General features: G+C 62.9%; 23 protein-coding genes and 1 pseudogene. 11 read left to right on the top strand and 13 right to left on the bottom strand.

Annotated elements, in window-relative coordinates; translation table 11 throughout:
• Nucleotides 1-38: 38 nt before the first annotated feature.
• Nucleotides 39-452 carry a DUF1294 domain-containing protein gene (locus B2S33_RS11620; RefSeq protein WP_288650327.1) on the bottom strand — a complete coding sequence of 138 codons (414 nt, stop codon included), beginning with the start codon at nt 450-452 and terminating at the stop codon, nt 39-41.
• Complete coding sequence (locus B2S33_RS11615; protein WP_110607499.1) at nt 445-1275, bottom strand: undecaprenyl-diphosphate phosphatase; 831 nt, start codon at nt 1273-1275, stop codon at nt 445-447. The genes B2S33_RS11620 and B2S33_RS11615 overlap by 8 nt, the downstream gene beginning before the upstream one ends.
• Before the next feature lie 261 nt (nt 1276-1536).
• Between B2S33_RS11615 and B2S33_RS21590 the strand changes: the two are divergent.
• From B2S33_RS21590 to B2S33_RS11565, 11 genes and pseudogenes are all read left to right on the top strand, one after another.
• Nucleotides 1537-2334: pseudogene (locus tag B2S33_RS21590) on the top strand (cache domain-containing protein); the annotation flags it as partial.
• A gap of 138 nt (nt 2335-2472) precedes the next feature.
• Complete coding sequence (locus B2S33_RS21585; protein WP_373456138.1) at nt 2473-3207, top strand: methyl-accepting chemotaxis protein; 735 nt, start codon at nt 2473-2475, stop codon at nt 3205-3207.
• A gap of 113 nt (nt 3208-3320) precedes the next feature.
• On the top strand, nt 3321-3887 hold the full coding sequence (gene pnuC / locus B2S33_RS11605) for a nicotinamide riboside transporter PnuC (protein ID WP_027915546.1): 567 nt from the start codon (nt 3321-3323) through the stop codon (nt 3885-3887).
• The gene (locus B2S33_RS11600) at nt 3884-4438 is read left to right on the top strand and encodes an AAA family ATPase (RefSeq protein ID WP_088523713.1); all 555 of its coding nucleotides are present in this window, start codon (nt 3884-3886) and stop codon (nt 4436-4438) included. Before pnuC ends, B2S33_RS11600 begins: the two co-directional genes overlap by 4 nt.
• A gap of 299 nt (nt 4439-4737) precedes the next feature.
• Nucleotides 4738-5172 (top strand): hypothetical protein, encoded by a 435-nt coding sequence (locus B2S33_RS11595; RefSeq protein ID WP_027915544.1) that lies wholly within the window; start codon nt 4738-4740, stop codon nt 5170-5172.
• 1 nt (nt 5173) lies between these two features.
• The gene (locus B2S33_RS11590) at nt 5174-5752 is read left to right on the top strand and encodes an adhesin (RefSeq protein WP_288650324.1); all 579 of its coding nucleotides are present in this window, start codon (nt 5174-5176) and stop codon (nt 5750-5752) included.
• A 49-nt stretch (nt 5753-5801) separates the two neighbouring features.
• Nucleotides 5802-7220, top strand: coding sequence for a hypothetical protein (locus tag B2S33_RS11585; protein WP_027915542.1), 1419 nt, complete (start codon nt 5802-5804; stop codon nt 7218-7220).
• Nucleotides 7221-7281: 61 nt separating this feature from the next.
• Nucleotides 7282-7962 (top strand): C39 family peptidase, encoded by a 681-nt coding sequence (locus tag B2S33_RS11580; protein WP_288650323.1) that lies wholly within the window; start codon nt 7282-7284, stop codon nt 7960-7962.
• A 45-nt stretch (nt 7963-8007) separates the two neighbouring features.
• Nucleotides 8008-8766: a hypothetical protein gene (locus B2S33_RS11575; protein WP_288650321.1), complete on the top strand. Its 759-nt coding sequence runs from the start codon at nt 8008-8010 to the stop codon at nt 8764-8766.
• 45 nt (nt 8767-8811) lie between these two features.
• Nucleotides 8812-10092 carry a hypothetical protein gene (locus tag B2S33_RS11570; RefSeq protein ID WP_027915539.1) on the top strand — a complete coding sequence of 427 codons (1281 nt, stop codon included), beginning with the start codon at nt 8812-8814 and terminating at the stop codon, nt 10090-10092.
• Nucleotides 10093-10226: 134 nt separating this feature from the next.
• A complete protein-coding gene (locus tag B2S33_RS11565) occupies nt 10227-12428 on the top strand; it encodes an LTA synthase family protein (protein WP_280076731.1) in 2202 nt (733 codons plus the stop codon).
• Nucleotides 12429-12496: 68 nt separating this feature from the next.
• Here B2S33_RS11565 and ureG read toward each other — a convergent pair whose 3' ends face one another.
• The 11 genes from ureG to B2S33_RS11510 all read right to left on the bottom strand — a co-directional run bounded on the left by ureG (nt 12497) and on the right by B2S33_RS11510 (nt 23403).
• Nucleotides 12497-13120, bottom strand: a complete 624-nt coding sequence (ureG, locus tag B2S33_RS11560; protein WP_027915537.1) for an urease accessory protein UreG — start codon at nt 13118-13120, stop codon at nt 12497-12499.
• Nucleotides 13121-13131: 11 nt separating this feature from the next.
• Nucleotides 13132-13806, bottom strand: a complete 675-nt coding sequence (locus tag B2S33_RS11555) for an urease accessory protein UreF (protein ID WP_027915536.1) — start codon at nt 13804-13806, stop codon at nt 13132-13134.
• Nucleotides 13806-14351: a HupE/UreJ family protein gene (locus B2S33_RS11550; RefSeq protein WP_027915535.1), complete on the bottom strand. Its 546-nt coding sequence runs from the start codon at nt 14349-14351 to the stop codon at nt 13806-13808. Before B2S33_RS11550 ends, B2S33_RS11555 begins: the two co-directional genes overlap by 1 nt.
• 17 nt (nt 14352-14368) lie before the next feature.
• Nucleotides 14369-14860 carry an urease accessory protein UreE gene (gene ureE, locus B2S33_RS11545; protein WP_288650318.1) on the bottom strand — a complete coding sequence of 164 codons (492 nt, stop codon included), beginning with the start codon at nt 14858-14860 and terminating at the stop codon, nt 14369-14371.
• Between the two features lie 10 nt (nt 14861-14870).
• Nucleotides 14871-16574, bottom strand: coding sequence for an urease subunit alpha (gene ureC, locus B2S33_RS11540; protein ID WP_028687723.1), 1704 nt, complete (start codon nt 16572-16574; stop codon nt 14871-14873).
• Nucleotides 16571-16888, bottom strand: a complete 318-nt coding sequence (locus tag B2S33_RS11535) for an urease subunit beta (RefSeq protein ID WP_242810538.1) — start codon at nt 16886-16888, stop codon at nt 16571-16573. The genes ureC and B2S33_RS11535 overlap by 4 nt, the downstream gene beginning before the upstream one ends.
• Nucleotides 16889-16907: 19 nt before the next feature.
• Nucleotides 16908-17210 carry an urease subunit gamma gene (locus B2S33_RS11530; RefSeq protein ID WP_003253929.1) on the bottom strand — a complete coding sequence of 101 codons (303 nt, stop codon included), beginning with the start codon at nt 17208-17210 and terminating at the stop codon, nt 16908-16910.
• Between the two features lie 11 nt (nt 17211-17221).
• Nucleotides 17222-18055 carry an urease accessory protein UreD gene (locus tag B2S33_RS11525; protein WP_049696099.1) on the bottom strand — a complete coding sequence of 278 codons (834 nt, stop codon included), beginning with the start codon at nt 18053-18055 and terminating at the stop codon, nt 17222-17224.
• A gap of 282 nt (nt 18056-18337) precedes the next feature.
• Complete coding sequence (locus B2S33_RS11520; protein ID WP_027915530.1) at nt 18338-19252, bottom strand: site-specific integrase; 915 nt, start codon at nt 19250-19252, stop codon at nt 18338-18340.
• A 243-nt stretch (nt 19253-19495) separates the two neighbouring features.
• Entirely contained in the window at nt 19496-21757 is a 2262-nt protein-coding gene (locus B2S33_RS11515) for an ATP-dependent DNA helicase (protein ID WP_145281131.1), read from the bottom strand.
• The gene (locus tag B2S33_RS11510; protein ID WP_145281133.1) at nt 21754-23403 is read right to left on the bottom strand and encodes a VRR-NUC domain-containing protein; all 1650 of its coding nucleotides are present in this window, start codon (nt 23401-23403) and stop codon (nt 21754-21756) included. The genes B2S33_RS11515 and B2S33_RS11510 overlap by 4 nt, the downstream gene beginning before the upstream one ends.
• Nucleotides 23404-23484 lie beyond the last annotated feature (81 nt).

Here is a 23484-nt window from a genome sequence, read left to right as displayed (position 1 = left end):
GTATAAGCGCGCTCGCTCCCGTGTGTGATAAAGCGGTTTCACGCCAATGCCGCAGCTCGCCCCTGGAAGAACAGCCAATACGCCCAGGCGGCCTGGTGCACGACCACGATGGCCCAGAAGGTAACCTGGTAAGGCACCTTGCGTGTCTTGTGCCTGAACAACTGCTGCGCCAGCAGAGCGCCAGGCCAGCCACCGAATAGTTCTGTACCGTGCAACAGCTTCTCCGGGATGCGCCGCGCCTGGGTGCGGGCCTGGGCCTTGTCGTGCCAGTAGAGCAACACGCTGACCAGGCTCATCCCCGGGTACACCACCAGCGGCCACCACGCCTGCGCGTCGTAGGCCAGGCACGCTACACCCAGCACCGGCAGCACACACAGCAGCCCCAGCAGCACCCCCTTGAACCGGGCGTTGCGTATCTGCGCGGGGCGCCGGCGATCTGGCTGCTCAACCATGGGCAACGGTCCAGTCGACCCAGCCGAACAGCCAGCTGGCCAGAATCAGCATGCCGAAGACGATCCGATACCAGGCAAAGGCTGCATAACTGTGGTTGGCGATGAACTTCAACAGGCCGCGTACGGCGATCATCGCGAAGATGAACGAGGTCACGAAGCCCAGCGTAAAGATCGGTAGATCATCGGGCTGGAACAGATGACGGTACTTGTAGCCCGAGTACACGGCAGCCCCCACCATCGTCGGCATCGCCAGAAAGAAGGAAAACTCCGTCGCAGCAGTACGCGACAGGCCAAACAGCAGGCCACCGATGATGGTCGAGCCGGAGCGCGAAGTACCAGGAATCATGGCCAGGCACTGCACAAAACCGATTTTCAGCGCATGGCTCCAGCGCATCTCATCGACATGCGTCACCTCAACCGTATGTTGCCGTCGCTCGGCCCAGAGCATGACCACCCCACCCAGCACCAGCGCAGCCGCCACGGTGACCGCGTTGAACAGGTACTCATGAATCAGGTCGGCGAACAATACACCCAATACCAGCGCTGGCAGGAAAGCCAATAGCAAGTTACCGGTGAAGCGCTGGGCCCTGGGCTGGTTGGGCAACCCGCGGACCACGTCGACTATCTTGCCGCGAAACTCCCACATCACCGCCAGGATGGCGGCCAGCTGAATGATGATGTTGAAGGCCATCGCCCGCTCACCTGTGAACCCGATGAGGTCGGCGACGATGATCTGGTGGCCGGTACTGGAAATCGGCAGGAACTCCGTCAGCCCTTCCACCACGCCCAGTATGATTGCCTGAAAGGCCGTCCAAAAATCCATCATCCCCCCGATGGAGCCTGCTCGTGGCAAGCTCCTTGTTCTTGATTTGCCTGAATATTGCCGCACGCGGCCCGGCTGTTTTACAGCGTCTGTTGGTCGCAAAGCCAGTGGAAAAGTTCACGGTTACTAAAGGTTTCATGTTGCGCCGCCGAAATGCTGGCAGAACCCCTTTGCACTGTCATGACGTTGCAGGCAACAGACTCCACGACACATGGCACTTAGCCATTGGTCGAGTGGGTCCATGGCCACAGGCGTGCTTGGATGCAGGTGAAAACAAGAACAAATGGAGCATGCGCAATGAAGACGCTTAGATCGATGTCGATCAGCAGCCGCTTGTGGCTGATCCTGGTAGTGGCGATAGCCATGCTGTTGGCGCTTGGTCTGCTGATGCTGCGCCAGATCCACGGCGACTTGTACCAGGCCAAGGCTGAGAAAACCCGGCATGTGGTGGAAACGGCCACAGGTGTATTGGTGCATTTCCAACAGCTGGAGGCCGCCGGCACGTTGAGCCGCGACGCGGCCCAGCAACAAGCCCTGCAGGTGGTGAGGGCGCTGCGCTATGACCATGACGACTACTTCTGGATCAACGACCTGACCCCGCGCATGATCATGCATCCGGCCAATCCCAAGCTCGATGGCCAGGACCTGTCGGGCATCCGCGATCCGGATGGTTTTGCGGTATTCAACGAAATGGCCGCGCTGGGGCGCCAGCAGGGGGCAGGGCCTGTGAATTACCGCTGGCCCAAGCCCGGGGCTAGCGAACCTGTTGCCAAGACGTCCTTCATCCAGCTGTTCAAGCCCTGGGGCTGGATCATCGGCTCTGGCGTCTACGTGGACGACGTACAGGCCGAGTTCGCTCGACAGCTGCGTGACGCTTCGCTGCTGGGCGTGGTGATCGCGCTGCTGATGGGCCTGATGGTCTGGGTCATCGCACGCAGCATTGCCCGCCCGCTGCAGGAAGCCGTGCAGGCCATGGGCAATATCGCCAGCGGCGAAAGCGACCTGACCCGGCGGCTGGATACCCACGGGCGTGATGAACTCAGCCAGCTGGGCGAGCACTTCAACCGCTTCAACGGCAAGCTGCAAGGGGTGATCGGACAACTGCAAGGGGCGGCGCATGCGCTGGCCAGATCGGCCGACCATGTAGGCGACAACGCCGGTGCGGCGCAACAGCAAAGCGCGCAGCAATCACTGCAGATGGACCAGGTGGCAACGGCCGTGAACGAGGTGACCTACGCCGTGCAGGATGTTGCCAAGACCGCCGAGCAGGCCGCCGGGGAGATGCACACCGCTCAGCAACAGGTCGCGCAGGGGCAGCAGGCGATCCATGGCAGCCTGGCTCAGATCGACCGGTTGTCCATGACCATCGAACAGGCAGTGCAGGTGATCCGCGATCTGGCCGGGCACAGTACCCGCATTGGCGGCGTACTGGACGTGATCCGCTCGATTGCAGAACAGACCAACCTGCTGGCCCTCAATGCGGCGATCGAAGCGGCTCGCGCAGGCGAGCAAGGCCGGGGTTTTGCCGTGGTAGCCGATGAAGTGCGCCTGCTGGCGCAGCGCACGGCCCAGTCCACCGCCGAGATCCACACCATGATCGAACACTTGCAGAGCCAGTCCGATGCCGCCGTCAAGGCGATCGACACCAGCAGCGAGGCCTCACGGCAAACTGTCACGCAAGCCCGTGAAGCAGGCGCCAGCCTCAATGCGATCAACCAGGCCCTGCACACCCTGACAGCGTTGAATGCTTCCATTGCCAGCGCCACCCTGCAGCAATCCCACGTAGTGGAAGACATCAACCGCAACGTGCTGGACACGGCAGGCCTTTCCCAGCAGGCGGCCGATGCGGCGCGTCAGTCCAGTGAAGCCGGCGTGGCGCTGGGCCGGCTCAGCCAGGACCTGGAACAACTGCTGCGCCAGTTCAAGGTCTGAAGCCGACACCGGCTCAGGGCTGCAAGACGGCCCTGATGCCGGCAACGCCCTACACCTTCCTTGAGCTAACCGCTACAATCGCGCCCCCCCGCTCAATTCTCCAAGGATCGCCGATGTCCGGCCTTGAACTCATCGCCGCCGTCCTCGGCGTCATCGCTGTGTGGCTCACGGTCAAGCAGAACGCCTGGTGCTGGCCCATTGGCCTGATCATGGTGCTGATCTATGCCTGGCTCTTTTACGAGGTCAAGCTCTATTCGGGCATGCTGCTTCAAGTTGCCTATGCGCTATTGCAAGTGTATGGCTGGTGGCAGTGGAAGCGCCCTGAACGCCAAGATGCGGCACGCCAGGTATCGAGCTTGCGACCCGGCGCGCTGCTCACCCACCTGTGCCTGGGCGTGCTGCTCAGCGCAGCATTAGGTGCTGCCATGGCCACCTGGACCGATGCCGCCCTGCCCTGGCTGGACGCCAGCCTGACCGGCTTCAGCCTGGTGGCGCAGTGGTGGATGGCGCAAAAGCGCTTGCAATGCTGGCCCCTGTGGGCCGTGGTGGACATCATCTATGTCGGGCAGTACCTGCACCAGCACTTGTACTTCACCGCAGCGCTGTTTGCGGTGCTTACCCTCATCGCCCTGCGCGGATGGCTGGAGTGGTACCGGGACCCAGCGTTGGTGAAGGCATGAGCGCTGTGACGAGCACTCAGGTGGTGGTGCTGTGCGGCCCCGAATCCAGTGGCAAGAGCTGGTTGAGCGGCCAGATCCAGGCGCGTTTCGGTGGGCTGGTAGTGGGTGAGTACGTGCGTCACTTCATCGACCAGCACTGCCGCGACACGTGCTACGCCGACATCCCCAGCATCGCCCGTGGGCAATTGGCCTGGGAAGACGCTGCACGCGCAAGCTCGCCGTCGCTGCTGATTCTGGACACTCATCTGCTCAGCAATATGCTCTGGAGCCAGACCTTGTTCGGCGATTGCCCCCCTTGGCTGGAGCAGGCTCTTCTCGATCGTCACTACGACCTGCACTTGCTGCTTAGCCCTGAGGGCGTGCCCTGGGTTGCCGATGGTCAGCGCACCCAGCCGGATGTGCGAGAGCGCCAGCAGTTTTTCGAGGCGAGCCTGCACTGGTTGCAAGACCACGATCAGCCTTACCGCATCATCGAAGGCGACTGGGCAACACGGCAGGCCCTGGCGCTGGCGCTGGTCGCTTCAATGCTGCGTCGCTCGGCCCCGGTGTAAAGCCCCTGACACACCCCCGCCGCAGCCAACCCTGCAAGCATGCGGCTTACGCCGTGAATTGCGGTAAGTGTCACGCCACCGAAACACTGCCTGCCACTGTGATCAAACCCTCTCCCAGAGGTGACCGCTCGGTCACCGGTATCTGCTCGTTGTATCAGCCCTGACACAACGCAGGCCTGCACGACGGCCTTTATTACGCTAACCCCCTGAAATACCGCGACTTCTCAAAAGCGGCACGGCTCCTGCTCTTGCTAGCGCAACGCTGAACAAGGCCAGCGGCTGAAGAAGGAACCGCCGTCGTGAGGAACATCGACAAACGCCTGGGTTACCTGTTGCTGCTGGGGTGCGTGGTCAGCTCGCTCAGCGCAACCACCCAAGCCGACAATGGCACCATCGTCATTACCCGCGACGTGCAGACACGCAATGCCGTGATTCCCCCACTGCGCCCGGACCCCACACCTACCACCGTCAATGCCAACCCGGTCAATCATGTGCTGCGCCAGACCAACGAGTTGAGTGACGGCGACTTCGCCAGCATCAGCAGCGGCTCAGGCATCAACGCCATGATCACCCAGCAGACCGACCACCTGGGCGGCAACCTCGGCCACCAGACCCAATTGCCCAACCTGGCAGGCGGACGTGGATCAGGCTCGGGCAACGGGATCTCCAACATGGTCAATTCGAGCGTGCAGAAAGGCCTAGCGCCCCTGCAGATCCTGACGGGGGGCAAATGACATGAAGCCTGCCCTGCTCGTAATCACCCTGCTGTGCAGCGCGTCCGCCATCGCCCAGCCACCGGCTGCCGTCAGCAACAACGCCACCATCGACGACGCCGGCCGTGCCTATCAGGGCAACATGACGGTCAACCAGGCTGCCGGAGACCTGCAGCAGCAGGCCAACGCCCGGGCGTTCGCCCTGGGCCACGGCGCCAGTGCCACGACACAGATCCGGCAGCGGCTCAATACACCTCCGGACGCTGCCATGGATACCCAGGCCAATATTGGCGGCGCCTCGTTCAGCCACGGCAATGGCGCGCTTGGTGTCAACCAGAGCGCCGGTGCAGGCACCCAGCAGGCCAACGCCCTGCGCATCAGCGTGGGTATACAACCGCAAAGCATCGACGACAGCGTCCTCCTGCAACAGAACGTGACGCTGCTCAACACCTTTGACTCAGCTGCTACCTCGACGGGTCATCGCCAGGTCACCACCAGTGACCAAGCGTTCACCGGTGGCCGTGGCGTGGTTCAGCTGAATCAGAGTGCCGGGGTGGGAAACCGCATGGCCAACACCTTGAGCATACGGGTCGCCGACTGACCGTTTGAGTCATGAACGACACTTAACCTTTAGAGTACGGAGAATCACCATGAAACCTTCGATGGCACTCAAGCCTCTGGTTTTCGCAATTGCTGCGGTCATGGCCGTTGCTGTACAAGCCGATCAGAACCGTCGCAGCTACAACGGCAACAGCACCACCTGGCTGCCCATCTCGGCCAAGGCCGATGCGCTGGACACCCAGCGTAGCACCGGCAACACCATCACCAACCAGGGCACCGTCAACGAAGCTGAAATGAGCAGCTCGGCAACCGGTGCCAGTGGCAACGTGGGTGTCAACGTGGCGTCTGGTAACGGCAACCAGCAGGGCAACGCGTCGGCCATCGCCAATGCCGCTGCCGACTCTACCCTGGACAACAGTTTCGTCTTCGGCACCGCCGAAGCCAACGCTGACGTCAGCCAGTACAGCAACAACAACCGTGTCGACAACTGGTCGACCCAGTCTTCGGCAGTGATGAGCGGCTCTGGCGAAGGCAGCTCGGGTAACGTGGGCATCAACATTGCCGGCGGCGACCTGAACCAGCAGAAAAACAGCATGGCCATCGCCAATACCAACGCCGGTATCGGCAATGCCACGGCTACGGCCAAGGCCGATCAGAACGGCCCAGGGCTTGTGGTCAACAACGGGGCCGATCGCACGTACCGCGTCGATACCCTGACCTTCACCACCTCGGCCACCGGTTCCAGCTCGCGTGAAGGTACGCTGAACTCCACCGATGACCGCAGTGCCTCGTCCAGCTTCAACCTGGCGGGTTCGCAAAGTGCCAGCTCCAGCGGCTCCAGCGGTTGGAATTCAAGTGGTTCGAGTGCCAATAACGCCAGCGGCTCCAACAGTGCCAGTGCCAGTGGTTCCAACAGCTGGGGGATGAACGGTTCGGCAAGCGGCAGCGCCAGCGCCTCGAGCAGCGCCAGCCTGAGTGCCAGCCTGGCAGCGGCTGCCGATGCCACGCGTACCCTGACCCTGACCAACGGCGATCGCGAGCGCACCCGCACCAGCAGCGTAGACGGTTCGCTCAATGCATCCCTGGATGCTTCGGTGAATACCTCGCAGCAAAGTGCATACGACTCTTCGTTCGAAAAAGCCTTCGACTCCAACTACGACAAGTCGCGCGAGTCGTCCTATAACCATTCGCGGGACTCGTCGTACACCAAGTCGCATGACTCTTCCTACGAGAACGCTTCGGCTTCGGCGTATGAAAAGTCTGGCGAAACCTCCAGTCAGTCCTCCAACGACGTCGCCAAGAGCTACAGCGAAAGCAGCGCTTACGACTTGAGCAATACCGTGTCCTTCCAAGTGCTGACCCCGACCGGCTGGGCCAACCCTGTGACCAACACTGCAACCCTTAGCGGTTCGGTCAATGGCGGCAGCGGCAACCTGGGCGTGAACGTGGCGGCCGGTGTGGGCAACCAGCAGAGCAACTCGCTGGCCATCTCCAACACCTCGTTCTGATGCCAGACCCCAAGGCCCCCTTTTTGGGGGCCTATCTCCAACGCACCCAAAGGCGTCGATCATGCGCGTATTCGCCCTGGCGTTCCTGCTGTGCCTGGCCAGCATGGGTCAAGCAGCCCAGATGCCGCTGTCCGTCCTGCCTGGCGGCGCGGTGGTGTTCAAGCCCATCCAGAGCATGCGCGAACGCAAGTTCGCCGACTTGGTGCAACAGAAGACCGATTTCAGCTGCGGCGCCGCCGCGCTGGCAACCATCCTGCGTCAGGCCTACTGGCTGGACGTGGACGAACACCAGATCATCGAGGGCATGCTCACCCATGCCGACCAGAACCTGGTCCGCACCCAGGGGTTTTCGATGCTCGACATGAAGCGCTATGTGGAAAGCCTGGGCATGCGCGCCCGGGGTTACCGAGTGGCGCCCGAGACACTGAACAGCGTTCGAATCCCAGTGGTGGTGCTGATGGACATCCGCGGCTACAAGCACTTTGTGGTCATGCAGAAGGTCGACCGGGGCTGGGTCTACATCGGCGATCCGGTGCTGGGGCACAAGCGCTACAGAACCGAGGACTTCCTAAAGGGCTGGAACGGCATCATCTTCGCGGTGATCGGCCAGGGCTACGACAAGCAAAACGCCCTGCTCGACCCTCCGCTGCCGCTGACGGCCAAAGGCCGCCTGAACGGCTTCACGCCGGTCAAGGATGCCGATCTGCTGGACTACGGCTTCATTCGAAGCGATTTCTTCTAACGCCTCTTCCAAGAACAAGGTGCACGATGCGCCGGGGAGCATTGCATGAAGACCCCTATCTGGTTGGTTCTGGCCTGCATGACGGCCAGCCTGCCTATCCACGCCGAAGTGCTGCACCCTATCGAGCTCAAGGACCAGGAACTGGCGAGCTTGCGCGGACGCTACGTGATGCCGGGTCGAATCGTGAGTTTCGGCATCGTCATGAGCAGCACCTGGCAGAACGCGCGCGGTGAAGTGATAGGCGCCAGCAGCACCTTGCAGGTGCAGCAGGCCACGATCAAGCCGCAATTCTACGTCTCGTTGATCGATGAGCGCGGCGCGCCGACGGCCCAGGGAAGTGCCCAGCCGGTTGCCCAGGGCAGCGGTGCGGTGAGCGGCGGTGCCGGGCTTGGTACTACGCAGGGGGTGACCCAAGTGGTCCGCGCGGCCGGCGACGACAACAGTGCCTACAACAATGTGAACGTCAATGTGACCAAAGCCGACCAGGCTCCCACGGTGCAGCCCCATGGGCAGGTATTGGCCGCCGGACAGACGCTGATGGCCGAGAACGGCGCCGGCGCGCTGAGCGTGTCGTCCACAGGCGTAGGCGTGCAAATGAACATAGATGCCCATGGCAATCAGGGCAACAGCGTGCAGCGTCTGGCCCAAGGCGGGTTGATGCAGAACACCACCGTGCTCGGCAATGGCAACCTGGTGAACAACGTCACCTCTCTGAACGTGGTCATGCGCCAGAACCTGCCAACCGCCGCTTCGCTAAATGGCAGCCTGGACCAGCTCAAAGGGCTTCGCTCTGTCGGATACTGATCTACGCTCAGTCTCATCACAGCAGTCGGAAGGGACGGCATCTTCATGCAACGATCGTTAGCACTCAAAGCGGTTGTGTGTTTGACAACCTTGGCACCCGCCACATCGCTATACGCCGCTGTAGATCCGCAAGTCGAAGCACTCAAACAGGAACTGACCGAACTCAAGCGCCGCTACGAAGCCCAGCAGCAGGCGCTGATGGTGCTGGAGCAGCGGGTTCGCCAGGTCGAAGAAACCCCGGCAGCCCCCCCGCCCAAACGCCTGGTGCGATCGCCCAGCGAACGGGTCAAGGGGGGCCAGACCGTCGCTGCCGGGGCGCCTGGGACCACCGGCGCCTCGTATGGGCAGGCGCTGGCCGCGGACTCCGAGCCTGCGCAGAGCGTCTCCAACTTGTACGACGAGGCCAGCGGGTTCTTCGGGGGTGGCAAGTTCAGCCTCGAAACCGGCTTGACCTATACCCACTACGACACCCGCGCCCTGACCCTCAACGGCTTCCTGGCGCTGGATTCGATCTTCCTGGGCAATATCAACCTGGACCGTATCAAGGCCGACAACTGGACCCTGGACCTGACGGCACGCTACAACCTGGACCAGCGTTGGCAGTTTGACATCAACGTCCCGGTCATCTACCGCGAGTCCACCTATTCGTCTGGCGGCGCTGGAGGGGCCGGGCCGAGCACCTCGGACGCCACGGTCACGCGCGACCCGGAAATCGGCGATATCAACGTAGGTGTCGCCTACAAGTTCCTGGACGAATCCGAGACCTGGCCAGATGCCGTAGCCACCTTGCGGGTCAAGGCGCCGACCGGCAAGGACCCCTACGGGATCAAGCTGCGCGAAGTGGCGGGCAACGACAACCTTTCGGTGCCTGAGAGCCTGCCGACCGGCAACGGGGTCTGGTCCATCACGCCGGGTATCTCCCTGGTCAAGACGTTCGACCCGGCCGTGCTGTTCGGCAGCTTGTCCTACACGTACAACCTGGAAGACTCCTTCAGCGACATCAGCCCGCAGGTCAACAGCAAGGTACCCGGTGACGTGAAGCTGGGCGACTCGTGGCAAATCGGTGCGGGCATTGCCTTCGCGCTGAACGAGAAGATGAGCATGTCGTTCTCGGTCTCCGACCAGTTCGGACGCAAGAGCAAGATCAAGCCCGACGGTGGTGACTGGCAATCGGTCTCCAACAGCGACTACAACGCGGCCAACTTCAACGTCGGCATGACGTTTGCGGCGACCAACAACCTTACGATCGTGCCCAATCTGTCCATCGGGCTGACCGATGATGCGCCCGACTTCTCGTTCAGTCTGAAATTCCCCTACTACTTCTGATGATCGACGCACCGGGCCCGCTTACGCGGGCCTGGCTTTTGTGTGCCAGCGCTTTGCACGCCCGCTTTGCCCGCCCTTGGCCTGTTATCATCAGCCACAGATTGATGACGATTTAATGGCAAAGGAACGTTTTTGTGAAAAGCCTCTCAGACCCCTCACACAAGCGGCTCGCCGCCTTGGCCGTGTTGGTGCTGGTGCTACCCTTGGGCGCACGTGCCGCGTTGGGCTGGTCCAACCCGCTTGGCTATCTCTCCGACCTGGCCCTGGGCGGCGCGCTGTTGCTGCTTTTGCATCGTCGGCCCTGGTGGCTGGCGCTGCCGGTGCTGCTGGCGTGGGCCCTGCTTTGGGTCGCCTCGGCCGAACTGGTGAGCGCGGTGGGACGGTTGCCCACCAGCGCAGACCTCGCCTACCTGGTCGACCCGCAGTTTATGGAAAACTCCACCGGGGGCGGCCTGGCCCACGCCTGGCTGGCTTGGTCCATGGGTGCCGGGCTGCTGGCCTGGTTGGCCTGGGCATGGAAGACCCGTCGCCAGCCTGGCCGGCCGTTACCACGCAAGGCGTGGGTAGCGGTACTGGCCTTGTTCGGCGTGCATTGGGCCAGTCAACACCTGGCACCCTCCGATGCCGAGCAATGGCGCCAATACAACCTGGGCCATCAGCTCGCCTCTGCGGCGGTGGGCGATGTGCAGCGCCAAGTGCAACGCTGGAGCGGCCAGGTGACGCCGTTCACCCCCCTGCCCAGCGCCGGCCTTACCCAATCAGACCTCAACGGCCAACGCTTGCTCGATGGCCCAGGCAGTGCGCGCAACCTGCTGGTCATCACGGTCGAGGGCATCCCCGGTGCCTACCTGCGTCCCAATCGCGAGGCGCTGCACAGCCGCTTCGACGAAGACTTGATGCCGCGCTTGAGCCAGTGGGCTACGCGGGGCATGAATACCCCGGACTATGTCCTACACAGCCACCAGACCATACGCGGGCTGTATGCAATGCTCTGCGGCGACTACGACAAACTGGCCAACGGCACGCCCAAAGGCGTGGAGTTGTTGACCCAGGCCGAGCGCAACCAGGCCTGCCTGCCGGCGCAGTTGCGCCAGGCTGGTTTTACCACCCATTACCTGCAAGGCGCTGGGCTGCGTTTCATGGCCAAGGACCGCATCATGCCCCACGTAGGTTTTGATTCGGTACATGGCGTGGAGTGGTTCGACAACCGCAATTACCTGGACTTCCCATGGGGCAAGGATGACCGAGCCTTTTTCGAAGGCGCGCTGGATTACGTCGGGCAACTGCGCAAGCAAGACCAACCGTGGATGCTCACCCTGCTTACCGTCGGCACCCATCAGCCCTACTCCGCCCCTGCCGATTACCTGGCGCGCTTCGACACCCCCAAGCAGGCCGCCGTGGCCTATCTGGACGACGCCTTGGGCGCTTTCTTGGACAACCTGGAGCGCCAGGGCGTGCTCAAGGATACCTTGGTGGTGGTCACCTCGGATGAATCCCACGGCATCGATGGGGTGCGCTTGGCTTCTTCCTGGGGCTTCAACCTGACCCTCGCACCCGATCAGGCCCAGTTGCCTCACCTCAAGGGCGGTACCTACGGGCACGTCGACCTGGCCACTTCGCTGCTCGACTATTTCGCGCTGCCCATCCCGCTGGCCCTTGGCGGGCGGTCGATGTATCGAGACTACGACACCGGCCGCGAAATGATCTCGTTCACCAATGGCATGCTCCGCTACCACGACGGCAAGGGCGTGTTTACCGAGTGCGATTTCCAGCAGCGCTGTCGCCGTTACGCCAGTGAAGGGTTCATTGCCGATCGGGCCCGCTACCTGGACCAGGGCGACAATGCGCTGGGGCAGCAAATAGGTGCATTGGCCGGCGTACTGGACCAATCGCTGATGCAAAGCCCCCTCAATCTGCGCTATCAATTTGGCGGGCCCTCACCCATCCAGCTCAGCAAGCGCATCCATGACGACTGGGCCGATAACCTGATCGGCGCGCAGTACCTGGAGATGCCCGAAGGCTCGCGCACGCGTGTCAGGGTCAAGGTGCGTGCGCTGGACGCCCGGCACGCCGCTTACATCCAGCTCAAGGCCAAGCAACTGGAGCAGGATGTGCCGCTAGGCTTGCCGGAGGAAGTCAGGGTCACCGCCGACGAACCGTTGGAGATGGAGTTCGGGTTCGACAACCCAGTGGAACGCAAGGCCTTCTCGTTCCACCTTCTGGGTTATGGGGGTGGGCAGGTCGAGGTGAGTGACTTCAGCGTCATCACTGCATTGCCTGGCGAGGCGGATTTTCAGGATGAACTGACGCCGGAGCACGTTGCGCACTCAGGCTGATGCGCTGCCTGGTCTTGTCTACCCAGCCTGGCGTACGGCCCAGGCTGGGGGTTGCACATCAAGCGGAGTCAGGTCCGCACGCCCAGCATGCCTCGCTCGATGATGAAGTCGATCACCGCCTGCAACCCCTCCCCTTTTTTCAGGTTGCTGAACGTCCAGGGCCGCTCGGGCCGCATCCGTTGGGTGTCACGCTCCATTACTTCGAGTGAAGCCCCAACGTACGGTGCCAGGTCGGTCTTGTTGATGACCAGGAAGTCCGACTTGGTGATGCCGGGTCCGCCCTTGCGCGGAATCTTCTCCCCTTCGGCGACGTCGATCACGTAGATGGTCAGGTCCGCGAGCTCGGGGCTGAACGTGGCGCTCAGGTTATCGCCGCCACTTTCGACAAAGATGACTTCGAGGTTGCCAAACTTGCGCGCCAGCTCCTCGACGGCTGCGAGGTTCATCGACGCATCTTCACGAATGGCCGTGTGCGGGCAGCCGCCGGTTTCCACGCCCACGATGCGCTCAGGCTCAAGTGCGCCGGCTTCGGTCAGAATACGCTGGTCTTCCTTGGTATAGATGTCGTTGGTCACCACCGCGATCTGGTAATGATCGCGCATGGCCTTGCACAGCGCCTCGAGCAATGCGGTCTTGCCGGAGCCCACAGGGCCACCCACACCGACACGCAGGGGTTGTTGATAGCTTTGCATTCAGGCAGTCCTCAAGAGCGGAACAAACGGGTGTATTGGGTTTCGTGACGCGACGATGCGATGGCCAGCAGCGGCAAGCCGCCGCCAAGCTGGTCGTCGCCAAGGGTCAGTGCATGATCGAATGCGTCGGGCAGGTCGTTGCTGAGCGCATGCAGCAGGGTCTGGGCAGCCTGTTGGCCGAACGGCACCAGCTTGACGCCGGCCATCACCGCCCCTTCGAGCCAGGCGAAGCCGTAGCCCATGGCCAGTTGGCGCAAGGGAATCGCCCAATGCACAGCCAGCCAGGCCATGGCACCGAGCTGGGTGAGCCCTAGGCTGTCACGCCAGGCCGGGACCTGTGCCAGTTGCCAACCGTCGAGCAGGCGCGCCAGCGCGGCCCCGCGCTGTCCCTCTTCCAGGCGCAGCTCTGCGGTTTCGCGATTGGCCAGCAAGAACCGGCACCAGCGGGCGTAAGCCTGGGCATCGCTGGCCAGGCAGGCGTCGTATAGGCGGACGAGCACGGGCCAGTCCAGGCACGCGAGGGTGTCCTGGACCTGTTCGCGTTGCCAGGCTGCAAAGCCAGCCGTGTCCTTGACCCACCCTGCTTCAACTGCCCATTCCAGGCCTTGCGAGTAAGTGAAGCCCCCGACTGGCAAGCCGGGGCTTGCCAGCTGCAACAATCGCAGCAACGCCAGATCGGTGCTCATCAACCGGCCAGCACCAGGGCTGCACCGGCCAACAGCCCACCGCCGAACGCTTTCTGCAGCCGCGCATGACGACGCAGCAGCAGGCCTGCGGCGTAGCCACAGGCCAGTAACAGGCCGCTCACTGCAACGAAACCTGCGCTGAACTGCCAGAACGCGCTAGGCGTCGCCTCCACCCCATGCGCCCAGCCATGGAACAGCGCGAACACCGGCATGGCCAGGGCCAGCAGCAGTTGCCTTGCTGGCAGCAGCATTGCTGCACCAGCCACCACCAGCGAGCCAGCAATCAGGGTTTCCATGCCCAGCACATTGCCGAACACGTGCCCCCCTACAGCACCGGCGAACATCGCCGCCAATGTGGCCAGGGGGAGCAGCAACGTGCGGCCGGTGAGCGCCGCTAACACGCCTGTACCCAGCAGCATCAACAGGTGATCCAGCCCGGTCAGTGGGTGCAACAGCCCGTCCTGTAGCGGGTGGGTATCGTGACCCGGGTGGGCGAAAGCCGGCAATGCCAGCATCAGCAGCAACAACGCGAACATCTTTTTCATAGGTAGCTCCAACAGGGTCAGGAATGAGCAGGCAGGCGTACGAAGGGATGGCCATGGGCATGGGCATGGGCATGTGGCGCACTCTGGTAGGCGCCGGCCTCCGGTTCGAAAGGCGCCTGTTCGGCCTTCACTGTCAGGCCCAGGCCACGCAGCATGTCATCGAGCACATGGTCATGCTGAAAGCGCAGCAGGCCAGGCTCGATTTGCAGGGGTACGTGTCGATTCCCCAGGTGATAGGCGGCGCGTGCAAGCAGGTGCGGGTCCGCACAGCGCACGGTCGAGACTGCTTCGGGCGCGGCTTGTACTCGGATCAACTGGCTACCGGTGGCATCTGCCAGCAGTTCTCCGCCGCGCAGCAGGTGACCCCGTTCCAGCATCAAGCCCGCTTCGCGGCCATCGTCCAGGGTTACCCGCAAACGGCTTTTGATGCGGCTGTCCACATCCAGGGTGACAGTGCCGGTTTGGGCATGAGTACCGGGGTCGGTGATACGACGGGTAAGGACTAGCATCGGAACTCCTTCAGAACAGGAAATAGCGCTGCGCCAGCGGCAGCTCGGTGGCCGGTTCGCATACCAGCAGTTCACCGTCGGCCCTGACCTGATAGGTCTGGGCGTCGACTTCGATCACCGGTTGCAGGGTGTTGTGGATCATGTCGGCCTTGCGCACCCGTCGGCAGCCGTGGGCCACCCCGATCAGGCTGCGCAGGTTCAATGCCTGGTGCAGGCCGTCGTCCATTGCGGCCTGTGGCAGGAAGGTCATGCGTGTGGCATGGCGGGCCGCGCCCAGGGCGCCGAACATCGGCCGGTAGTGCACCGGTTGCGGCGTTGGAATCGAGCCGTTGACGTCGCCCATGGGCGCAGTGACGATCATGCCGCCCTTGATCACCAACGCGGGCTTGATCGCGAAAAACGCCGGTGACCACAACACCAGGTCTGCCAGTTTGCCCGCCTCGACCGAGCCGACCTCATGGGCGATCCCGTGGGTGACTGCAGGGTTGATGGTGTACTTGGCGATATAGCGCTTGACCCGGAAGTTATCGCTGTAGGCCGTATCGGGCGCCAGGGGTCCGCGACGCTTTTTCATCTGGTGTGCCACCTGCCAGGTGCGTAGCACGACTTCCCCGACCCGGCCCATGGCCTGGGAATCGGAAGACGTCATGGCGAAGGCGCCCATGTCATGCAGGATATCCTCGGCCGCAATGGTCTCGCGCCGGATACGCGACTCGGCGAAGGCGACGTCTTCGGCAATGCTCGGGTCCAAGTGGTGGCAGACCATCAGCATGTCCAGGTGCTCATCCACGGTATTGACCGTGTAGGGCAAGGTCGGGTTGGTCGAGGACGGCAGTACATTGGGCTGCCCCGCTGCCCGGATGATGTCGGGCGCATGCCCCCCGCCAGCCCCTTCGGTATGAAAGGTGTGGATGGTGCGCTCGCCAATGGCGGCCAGGGTGTCTTCGATGCAGCCGGACTCGTTGAGGGTGTCGGTATGGATAGCCACCTGGATGTCCATCTCCTCGGCCACCCCCAGGCAACAGTCGATGGCCGCGGGGGTCGACCCCCAATCCTCGTGCAGCTTGAGCCCCACAGCCCCGGCGGCGATCTGCTCGCGCAGCGCCTCTGGCCGCGAAGCATTGCCTTTGCCCAGCAACCCGATGTTGATGGGCAGGCTGTCAGCTGCCTGGAGCATACGCGCCAGGTACCAGGGGCCTGGTGTGCAGGTGGTGGCATTGGTGCCGGTGGCAGGTCCGGTACCGCCGCCAATGAAGGTCGTGACGCCGCTGTTCAAGGCTTCATCCACCTGCTGTGGGCAGATGAAATGGATGTGCGAATCGATGCCGCCGGCGGTGACGATCTTGCCTTCGGCCGCAATCACCTCGGTGCCGGGACCGATGGGCAAGGTGACGCCTGGCTGCACGTCAGGGTTGCCGGCCTTGCCAATGCCTGCAATGCGGCCCTGCTTGATGCCAATGTCAGCTTTGACGATGCCCCAGTGGTCGATGATCAGCGCATTGGTAAGGACCAGATCCATGGCCTCGGCGGCGAGCATCTGCCCTTGGCCCATGCCGTCGCGGATGACCTTGCCGCCGCCGAACTTCACTTCTTCACCGTACAGGGTGTAATCCTTTTCGACGGCCACCCACAGCTCGGTGTCAGCCAGGCGTACCCGGTCCCCCACCGTGGGCCCGAACATGTCGGCATAAGCCTGGCGAGACAGTCGGCTCATGTTTCACGCTCCAGAGGCCCCATGACCTTGCCCTGGAACCCGTACACCTCACGCTTGCCGGCGTAGGCGACCAATTGCACGGTACGAGCCTGGCCGGGTTCGAAACGCACGGCGGTACCTGCCGGAATGTCCAAGCGAAACCCGCGGGTAGGGCCACGCTCGAAAACCAGGGCCGCGTTGACCTCGTAGAAATGGTAATGCGACCCGACCTGCACGGGGCGGTCGCCGTGGTTGGCAACGCTAACGCTGACGGTGGCACGGCCGCTGTTGAGCTCGATGTCGCCGAGGGCGACCTGGATTTCACCTGGAATCATCAGGGGCTCCGGTGGGGTTTCAGACAATGGGGTCATGCACCGTCACAAGCTTGGTGCCATCGGGAAACGTTGCTTCTACCTGCACGTCGTGCAGCATCTCGGCGATGCCGGGCATGACCTGCTCGCGGGTCAGCACCTCACGGCCGAGGCTCATCAGCTCGGCGACCGTTCGCCCGTCGCGTGCCCCTTCGAGCACCGCCGCGCTGATCAGCGCCACCGCCTCCGGGTAATTGAGCTTAAGGCCACGGGCCAGGCGCCGTTCGGCCAGCAATGCGGCGGTGAACAGCAGCAGTTTGTCTTTCTCTCTAGGGGTCAGCTCCATCGGTACTCTCTTCAGGTGGCCCAGATGCGTGGCGGGCAGGCGGACAGCCCCAGGACGGCCGGACGCAGCACTTGCCACAGGCGTTGCAGGGTGTGTTGCAGGCGTTGGTTATCGTGATCGAGCAGGCGAATCACCAGCAGCGAGCCGAGCAACGTCGCGCCTGCCGGGATACCTAGCCCATCCAGATGCGGGCGTACGGCGTCGAGGGTGTCTTGATTGGCGGGCGCAGCGCAGAAGGTTGCCAGCAACGGATGACCGCCAAGCTTCTCCAGGCGTCCACCGCGCACCCGCAAGCGTTCGTGCAAGCCGATTTCGTCTGCCTGCTCAATGCTCAGCAGGCTGTCGAGCGCGCCTTGCTCGAAGCGCTCCTGCATGACCGGCCTGCCCAGGCACAGGGTTTCCCAGGCCAGCAGTCGAGCACCTGCTTCGAGGGTGAAGCGGCTCTCGAGCGTTGCCTTGGCACCATTGAAAAAAATGCTGTCCTGCGGCAGCCACTCCAGTGTGCTGTCCGCTGCCAGGCGAAAGCGCTGGGTCAGGCGCGCCGTCGGCCCCACGCTGCGGTAGAACTTGCTCGCCCCCGGCATGGTGAGCAGTGCATGGCTACCGGGTTCCAGGCTGATGTCCAACTCCAACCGGTCACCGGCAACGATGCCGCCTGGCGGATGCAGGACATAGACATGGCATGGCGCACCTTCTGGATAGAATGGCCGTTGCACCAAAAGAGGTCCGAAATGCCGGCGCGCACCAAGGCGGGTCACACCCTCACGTAGGACGAAACGCAATTGCAGATGAGCGCTCCACCCGCTCGGGTCATCCAATGTATTCAGCGGCTCTGCGAGCATCATCCTGCAGCCCTTGTAATGCGTGGCCTGGTAGCCGTTGGGAGGGCATTGGGCGGGAACGGCTGCCCGCCCCTGCCTGACCACTCGATCAAAATTCTCGAAGTGGACTTAGCAGGGAATGGGCCAATTCAGTGGATCAGTCACAGACGCTGATATCAGACAGCTGCGCCCGCATCGGGCAGCCCGATATCGCGTGCACTAGGCAGGGGCAACCACGAGCGCTATTGAGGTGCTCGTGGCCATGGGCGTAGGGTCTGCCATCCTCAGGACAAAGGATGGGCGTGTTCAGTAGTCGAAGCGGTCCACAGCACGCCGACGTTCATTGTCATCGCGCCGGTCATAGATGGCAGTGGTCTGGATGTTGGCGTGGTGCGCCAGCTTCTGAGCGATGGACAGGTCGTGCTCTTCGATGACCCGCGTGATGAAGGCCCGACGAAAATCGTGCGGCATGATCTTCACGCCTACCTGCGTGCCGCGTTGGCGGGCAATGTAGTAGATCGCATGCTTGGTGATCCGGGCCCGGGTGATGTGGTTGCCCCGCCGGATACGGTTGAACAGAAACGGATCGTCCTCGGCGCCGGCAGGCAAGTCAGCGCGCCGCAGGTCAAGCCAGGCCTGCAGTTTCTCGAAGGCCCAGGGCGGGGCGTACTTGATCAGCTGGTGATTGCCCTTGCCCACCACCTGCAAACTGCGGGCCTCGAAATCCACCTGGTTCAGATCGATGTCCACCGATTCCGACTTACGCATGCCAGTGCCGTACAACAAGGCAATGATGGCGGCGTCACGAACCCCCTGCGGGCGCGGGTCAGCGGCGCACACATCCATCAGTTCACGAATCAGGCTGCGCCGCAGGTTGCGACCAGGCGGTAGTCGCGAGCCAGTGGCAGGTTTGACTTCGCGCATGCGCAGCAGGTGCTCGTGGTCGATCAGGCCCTGTCGCCAGGCCTCGTTCATGACGCCGCGAATGGCATTGACATACAGTGACGAGCTGTTGGGCGCAAAACCATCACTGCGCAGCGCGGCGACCAGCCCTATCACATGGCCAGGCTCAAGCTGGTGCCACGGCACATCGACCAGGTTGCAGTCCACGAACCCTAGCCGGTCGGCAGCGTCCTGGAGGATATAGCGCATGGTCTGCTGACTGGAGGGCGCCAGCCGGTCCATGTACTGCAAGAGCGGGTTTTTCGGAAGTTCGGACAAAACATAAATCCTGTAGCAGTGTTGCAGCGCAGGCGGGCGATGAGTGCAGGCTACCCATTCTCAGGCTTTTGAGACAGCGCACGGGCCAGGCCACTGCGAACCTGACACGCTCAACCGCCCTCCAATACAACGGATTGCGGATCGGTGTGGTCGCTGATCTTACCGCAAAGGCTCGACCAGAACGAACGCAGGGCCTCAAAGCCGCCTTTTCATCAGTTGAGGAATCGGGCCCAAGCAGTAGGGTCAGGCAATCGCTGGCGGCCACCAGCCTGGGAACATCTGCTGGACGCGGGGTTCGGCAAAGCGCTCGTCGATGAGCACCAGCACTCCGCGGTCCTGGTCGCCCCGGATGACCCTGCCTGCGGCCTGGATGACCTTGCGCACACCTGGATACAGGTAGGCATAGTCAAACCCGGCGCCGAACTGGCGCCCAAGTCGCTGCTTGAATTGCTCGTTGATCGGGTTGACCTGGGGCAGGCCCAAGGTGGCCACGAATGCGCCGATCAAGCGCGTTCCCGGCAGATCGACACCTTCACCGAAGGCCCCGCCCAATACCGCAAACCCTATGCCGCGCCCGCCTTCGACGAACCGGTCCAGGAACGCCTGACGCTCACCCTCGTCCATGCCTGGCGCTTGCGACCAAAGGGGGATCTGCCCGTGCTGGCGCGCCAGCAACTCGGCCACCTGCTGCAGATATTCGAAGCTGCTGAAGAAGGCAAGGTAGTTACCGGGAAGGCGCTGGTACTGCTGCGCAATCAGCTCGACGATTGGCGCTAACGAGGCGCTGCGCTGCTGATAACGCGTGGAAACCTGGCTTGCGATGCGCACTTGCAGCTGCTCGGCGCGAAACGGTGCGGCCACCTCGAGCCAGGCGGTGTCCGCCGGCATGCCCAGCAGGTCGTGGTAGAAGCGTCGGGGGCTCAGGGTGGCTGAAAACAGGGTCACGCTGCGGGCCGCCTGCATGCGGGGCGAGAGCAGCCGCGCCGGGTTGACGTTACGCAGGCACAGTGTGGAATAGCGCTTGTTGCGTGGGCCGTTGCGCACACTGATGTCGAACATGAAATGCTCGTCGAACAGTTCAGCCACCCGGTTGAACTGCAACGCACTGAAAAAAAACTGCAGCAGTTGCGGATCGGTATGCGCCGGGGATTGATTCATCTGCTCCTGGATCAGGCTTATGCATTGCTGCAGTGCGCGCAGCAGCGCTTGGGGCAACACGTCACTGGCCTGGTACGGTGCGCGCTGCTCTTTGTGCAGCGCATTCCACTGCCGGTTCAAACGGTCCAGCGCCGTGGTCAGCCCGGCCGGCTTGCGCTGGCGTAACGCCTGCAGCTGGCCCTGATCGAGGCTGGCGCTGTACATGCTGCGGCCTCGATCGACCAGGTTATGAGCCTCGTCCACCAATACGGCGGTACGCCACTGGTTGGCCTGGGCCAGGCCGAAGAGCAAGGCGTGGGCATCGAAATAGTAGTTGTAGTCGGCAATGAGCACATCGACCCAGCGCGCCATTTCCTGCCCCAGGTAATACGGGCATACCTGGTGGGCCAATGCCACTGCGCGCAGGCTGCTGCGGTCGAGCAAGGGCTGGGCAGCGGCGGCTTCGCGTGCAGCGGGGAGCCTGTCGTAGAAGCCCGCCGCCAACGGGCATGACTCCCCATGGCAGGCTTTGTCCGGGTGTTCGCAGGCCTTGTCGCGGGCGATCAACTCCAGCGTGCGCAGGCCGGGCTGGGCCTGGGTGTCGGTCAGTTGACGAAGTGCATCAAGGGCCAGCGCGCGTCCCGGTGTCTTGGCTGTCAGAAAGAACAGCTTGTCCAGTTGCTGCGGCACCATGGCCTTGAGCAGGGGAAACAGCGTCCCCAGGGTCTTGCCGATGCCAGTGCTGGCCTGGGCCATGAGGCAGCGGCCAGTGCTCACGGCCTTGTACAGGGTCTCAGACAGCTGTCGCTGCCCTTGACGAAACTGCGGATAGGGAAAACGCAGCGCCAGTAGCCCTTGGTCGCGCTGCGCAAGGCGCCGTTGCTGACCGTGAGCCCAGGCCAGAAACCGCTGGCACTGGTCGTCGAAGAAGGCCTGCAGATCCGTCGCTGTGCAGTGCTGGGTGATCAGCGTCTGCCGATCACTGTCGACGTCCAGGTATACAAGGGCGACATCAAGGGCTGCCAGGCCACGCGCCTGGCACAGCAACCAGCCATAGACCTTGGCTTGAGCCCAATGCAATTGGCGATGATTGTCAGGCTGACGAGCCAGGTCACCACGGTGGGTCTTGATTTCTTCGAGGCGGTTGCAGGCCGGGTCATAGCCGTCGGCGCGTCCGCGCACGCGCAAGGTTTCGAACTGACCTTCCAAGGCGATTTCCGATTCATAGCCCGCGCCCCGCCGTGCGACCACGCGCCGATGGCCTTCGATGCCTTCCTGGGCTGTGGGCGACGGCGTGAAGCGCAGGTCCAGGTCACCCACCTTGGCGCTGAACTCACACAACGCCCGTACGGCCACACTGTAGCTCACGCCGCCTCGCTCCAGCGCACATGGCACACCGCAACCGGCAGGCCGTGCAGGCGGCAGAATTCCAGCCAACGCAGCTGGTTATCCTGCAGGCGATCACCCGGCCCCTTGACCTCCACCATGCGGTAGCTGCCCTGCTCCGGCCAGAACTGAATCAAGTCCGGCATGCCGGTGCGGTTATTGCGGATGTCCTGCAGCAGCCTCAAAAAGCATTGTTTCAAATGAGCGCCCGGCAAACAGCCCAAGGCTTGGTCCAGCAGGGTTTCACTAAGCATGCCCCAGAACACGAACGGCGATTGCAGACCGCGCTTGGTGGCATAGCAGTCCCGAATGATTTGCCGATGCGTACCGTCGTCCAGCCGGCTCAGGCAACGCTCGAACACGTCGCTGCGCCGATGCTGGAAGTCGCTGTCGTGCAGGTCTTGGGGCGCCGACTGGAACGGGTTGAAGAAGGCCCCTGGAACCGGGGCGAACACAGCCTCCCAGCACAACAGGCCGAACAAGCTGTTGAACAAGGTGTTTTCCACATAGTGCACTTCGCCACCCGACGCAGCCAGGTGCTGTCGCACCGCTTCCTCAACGCCAAGCTCGGCGTGGGCCCTGGGCAGTTCCAGCTCGATCAACTCGACTGGCTTGAGGCGCTGGCGACGCTGAGGTGGCCCGCCAAGCTTGCGCGCCAAGCGCGGCAACATGCGCTCCAGCGCCTGTACCTCGAGCGCATTGGCCGGCGCTGCTGCCAGTTGCAAGGCCAGGGCATGGGCCTGCTCCCAGGACTGGGTGCGTTCCAGTACGCGCACTTGACGAATGCGCGCCTGGGGGTGGGCGCACTGGGCGTACACTGCCATGGCCTGATCCCATTCGCCCCTGCGTTCACACTGCTGGCCCAGCGCGAACAGTAACCGCGCCCGGCGCCTGGCCAGCCATGCATTGCCACTGTGCAAGCCTTGCAGTGTCGCCAGGACCGAAGCGGTATCGGCCCCCTCCTCAAGACGCTCGGCGCACTGGTGCAGCGCTAGCGCCAGGTCAACCTCCGAGCGCTGGTGCAAGGCCCGCGAGTCAGCACTGAACGCTACCTGCTCGAAGCGCAATACACCCAGGTCGGCCAGCACGAAGTCCGACCAGTCTTGATAGAGATTGCCGAAAAACAGCAGCCGGATCCGGTCACAGACCGGCTGTCGGCACCACTGCACGATACGCAGTTCGCTGTGGGCGAACCATTGGCGCAAAGAACGGGGCGCCAGCTCCAATGCTTGCAGCTCGGCCAGCAACTCATGCTTGGCCGCACGCGGCCGGCTGAGCTGCGTTGCGAAACACTGCGCCAGTTCATCCTTGCGCAAGAGCGTGAACAACTGCTCCAGGGTCAAGTGCTCGGGCTCGCACACCCAGCCAAGCCCCATCAAAGGTGCCAGCGCCTGCCCGATATCACCAACCTCGGCATACTGCAGGCGATCATCGCGAAACAGCTCACCCTTGCGCATGACCATGCGCACCATGATCGCCTGTGCAGGTGCGTCGAGCTCGGCGAACGTAGCGATGAACGCCTGCTCGCTCAGATCGAGCAGGTCTGCATAGCGCTGACCCACCCAGCACAGGACCTGGCGGAAGTTATGCAGGTAATACAACGGATCTTCGACAGAATGGGCAATCACGGAAATCGGTCGGACGGCAGCTTTACGGGGTACTGGTTATACATACAGACTAGCGCGTGTGACAAGTGCCGCGGGTCGGGC

The sequence above is a fragment of the Pseudomonas sp. UBA5568 genome, assembly GCF_002425525.1.
Taxonomy (GTDB): domain Bacteria; phylum Pseudomonadota; class Gammaproteobacteria; order Pseudomonadales; family Pseudomonadaceae; genus Aquipseudomonas; species Aquipseudomonas fulva.
This window is presented reverse-complemented; position numbering and strand designations above follow the sequence as displayed.

Coding starts and splice junctions, on each gene's coding strand:
- B2S33_RS11620 (WP_288650327.1), bottom strand. CDS start 452: ATGGTTGAGCAGCCAGATCGCCGGCGCCCCGCGCAGATACGCAACGCC.
- B2S33_RS11615 (WP_110607499.1), bottom strand. CDS start 1,275: ATGGATTTTTGGACGGCCTTTCAGGCAATCATACTGGGCGTGGTGGAA.
- B2S33_RS21585 (WP_373456138.1), top strand. CDS start 2,473: ATGGACCAGGTGGCAACGGCCGTGAACGAGGTGACCTACGCCGTGCAG.
- pnuC (WP_027915546.1), top strand. CDS start 3,321: ATGTCCGGCCTTGAACTCATCGCCGCCGTCCTCGGCGTCATCGCTGTG.
- B2S33_RS11600 (WP_088523713.1), top strand. CDS start 3,884: ATGAGCGCTGTGACGAGCACTCAGGTGGTGGTGCTGTGCGGCCCCGAA.
- B2S33_RS11590 (WP_288650324.1), top strand. CDS start 5,174: ATGAAGCCTGCCCTGCTCGTAATCACCCTGCTGTGCAGCGCGTCCGCC.
- B2S33_RS11585 (WP_027915542.1), top strand. CDS start 5,802: ATGAAACCTTCGATGGCACTCAAGCCTCTGGTTTTCGCAATTGCTGCG.
- B2S33_RS11580 (WP_288650323.1), top strand. CDS start 7,282: ATGCGCGTATTCGCCCTGGCGTTCCTGCTGTGCCTGGCCAGCATGGGT.
- B2S33_RS11575 (WP_288650321.1), top strand. CDS start 8,008: ATGAAGACCCCTATCTGGTTGGTTCTGGCCTGCATGACGGCCAGCCTG.
- B2S33_RS11570 (WP_027915539.1), top strand. CDS start 8,812: ATGCAACGATCGTTAGCACTCAAAGCGGTTGTGTGTTTGACAACCTTG.
- ureG (WP_027915537.1), bottom strand. CDS start 13,120: ATGCAAAGCTATCAACAACCCCTGCGTGTCGGTGTGGGTGGCCCTGTG.
- B2S33_RS11555 (WP_027915536.1), bottom strand. CDS start 13,806: ATGAGCACCGATCTGGCGTTGCTGCGATTGTTGCAGCTGGCAAGCCCC.
- B2S33_RS11550 (WP_027915535.1), bottom strand. CDS start 14,351: ATGAAAAAGATGTTCGCGTTGTTGCTGCTGATGCTGGCATTGCCGGCT.
- ureE (WP_288650318.1), bottom strand. CDS start 14,860: ATGCTAGTCCTTACCCGTCGTATCACCGACCCCGGTACTCATGCCCAA.
- ureC (WP_028687723.1), bottom strand. CDS start 16,574: ATGAGCCGACTGTCTCGCCAGGCTTATGCCGACATGTTCGGGCCCACG.
- B2S33_RS11535 (WP_242810538.1), bottom strand. CDS start 16,888: ATGATTCCAGGTGAAATCCAGGTCGCCCTCGGCGACATCGAGCTCAAC.
- B2S33_RS11530 (WP_003253929.1), bottom strand. CDS start 17,210: ATGGAGCTGACCCCTAGAGAGAAAGACAAACTGCTGCTGTTCACCGCC.
- B2S33_RS11525 (WP_049696099.1), bottom strand. CDS start 18,055: ATGATGCTCGCAGAGCCGCTGAATACATTGGATGACCCGAGCGGGTGG.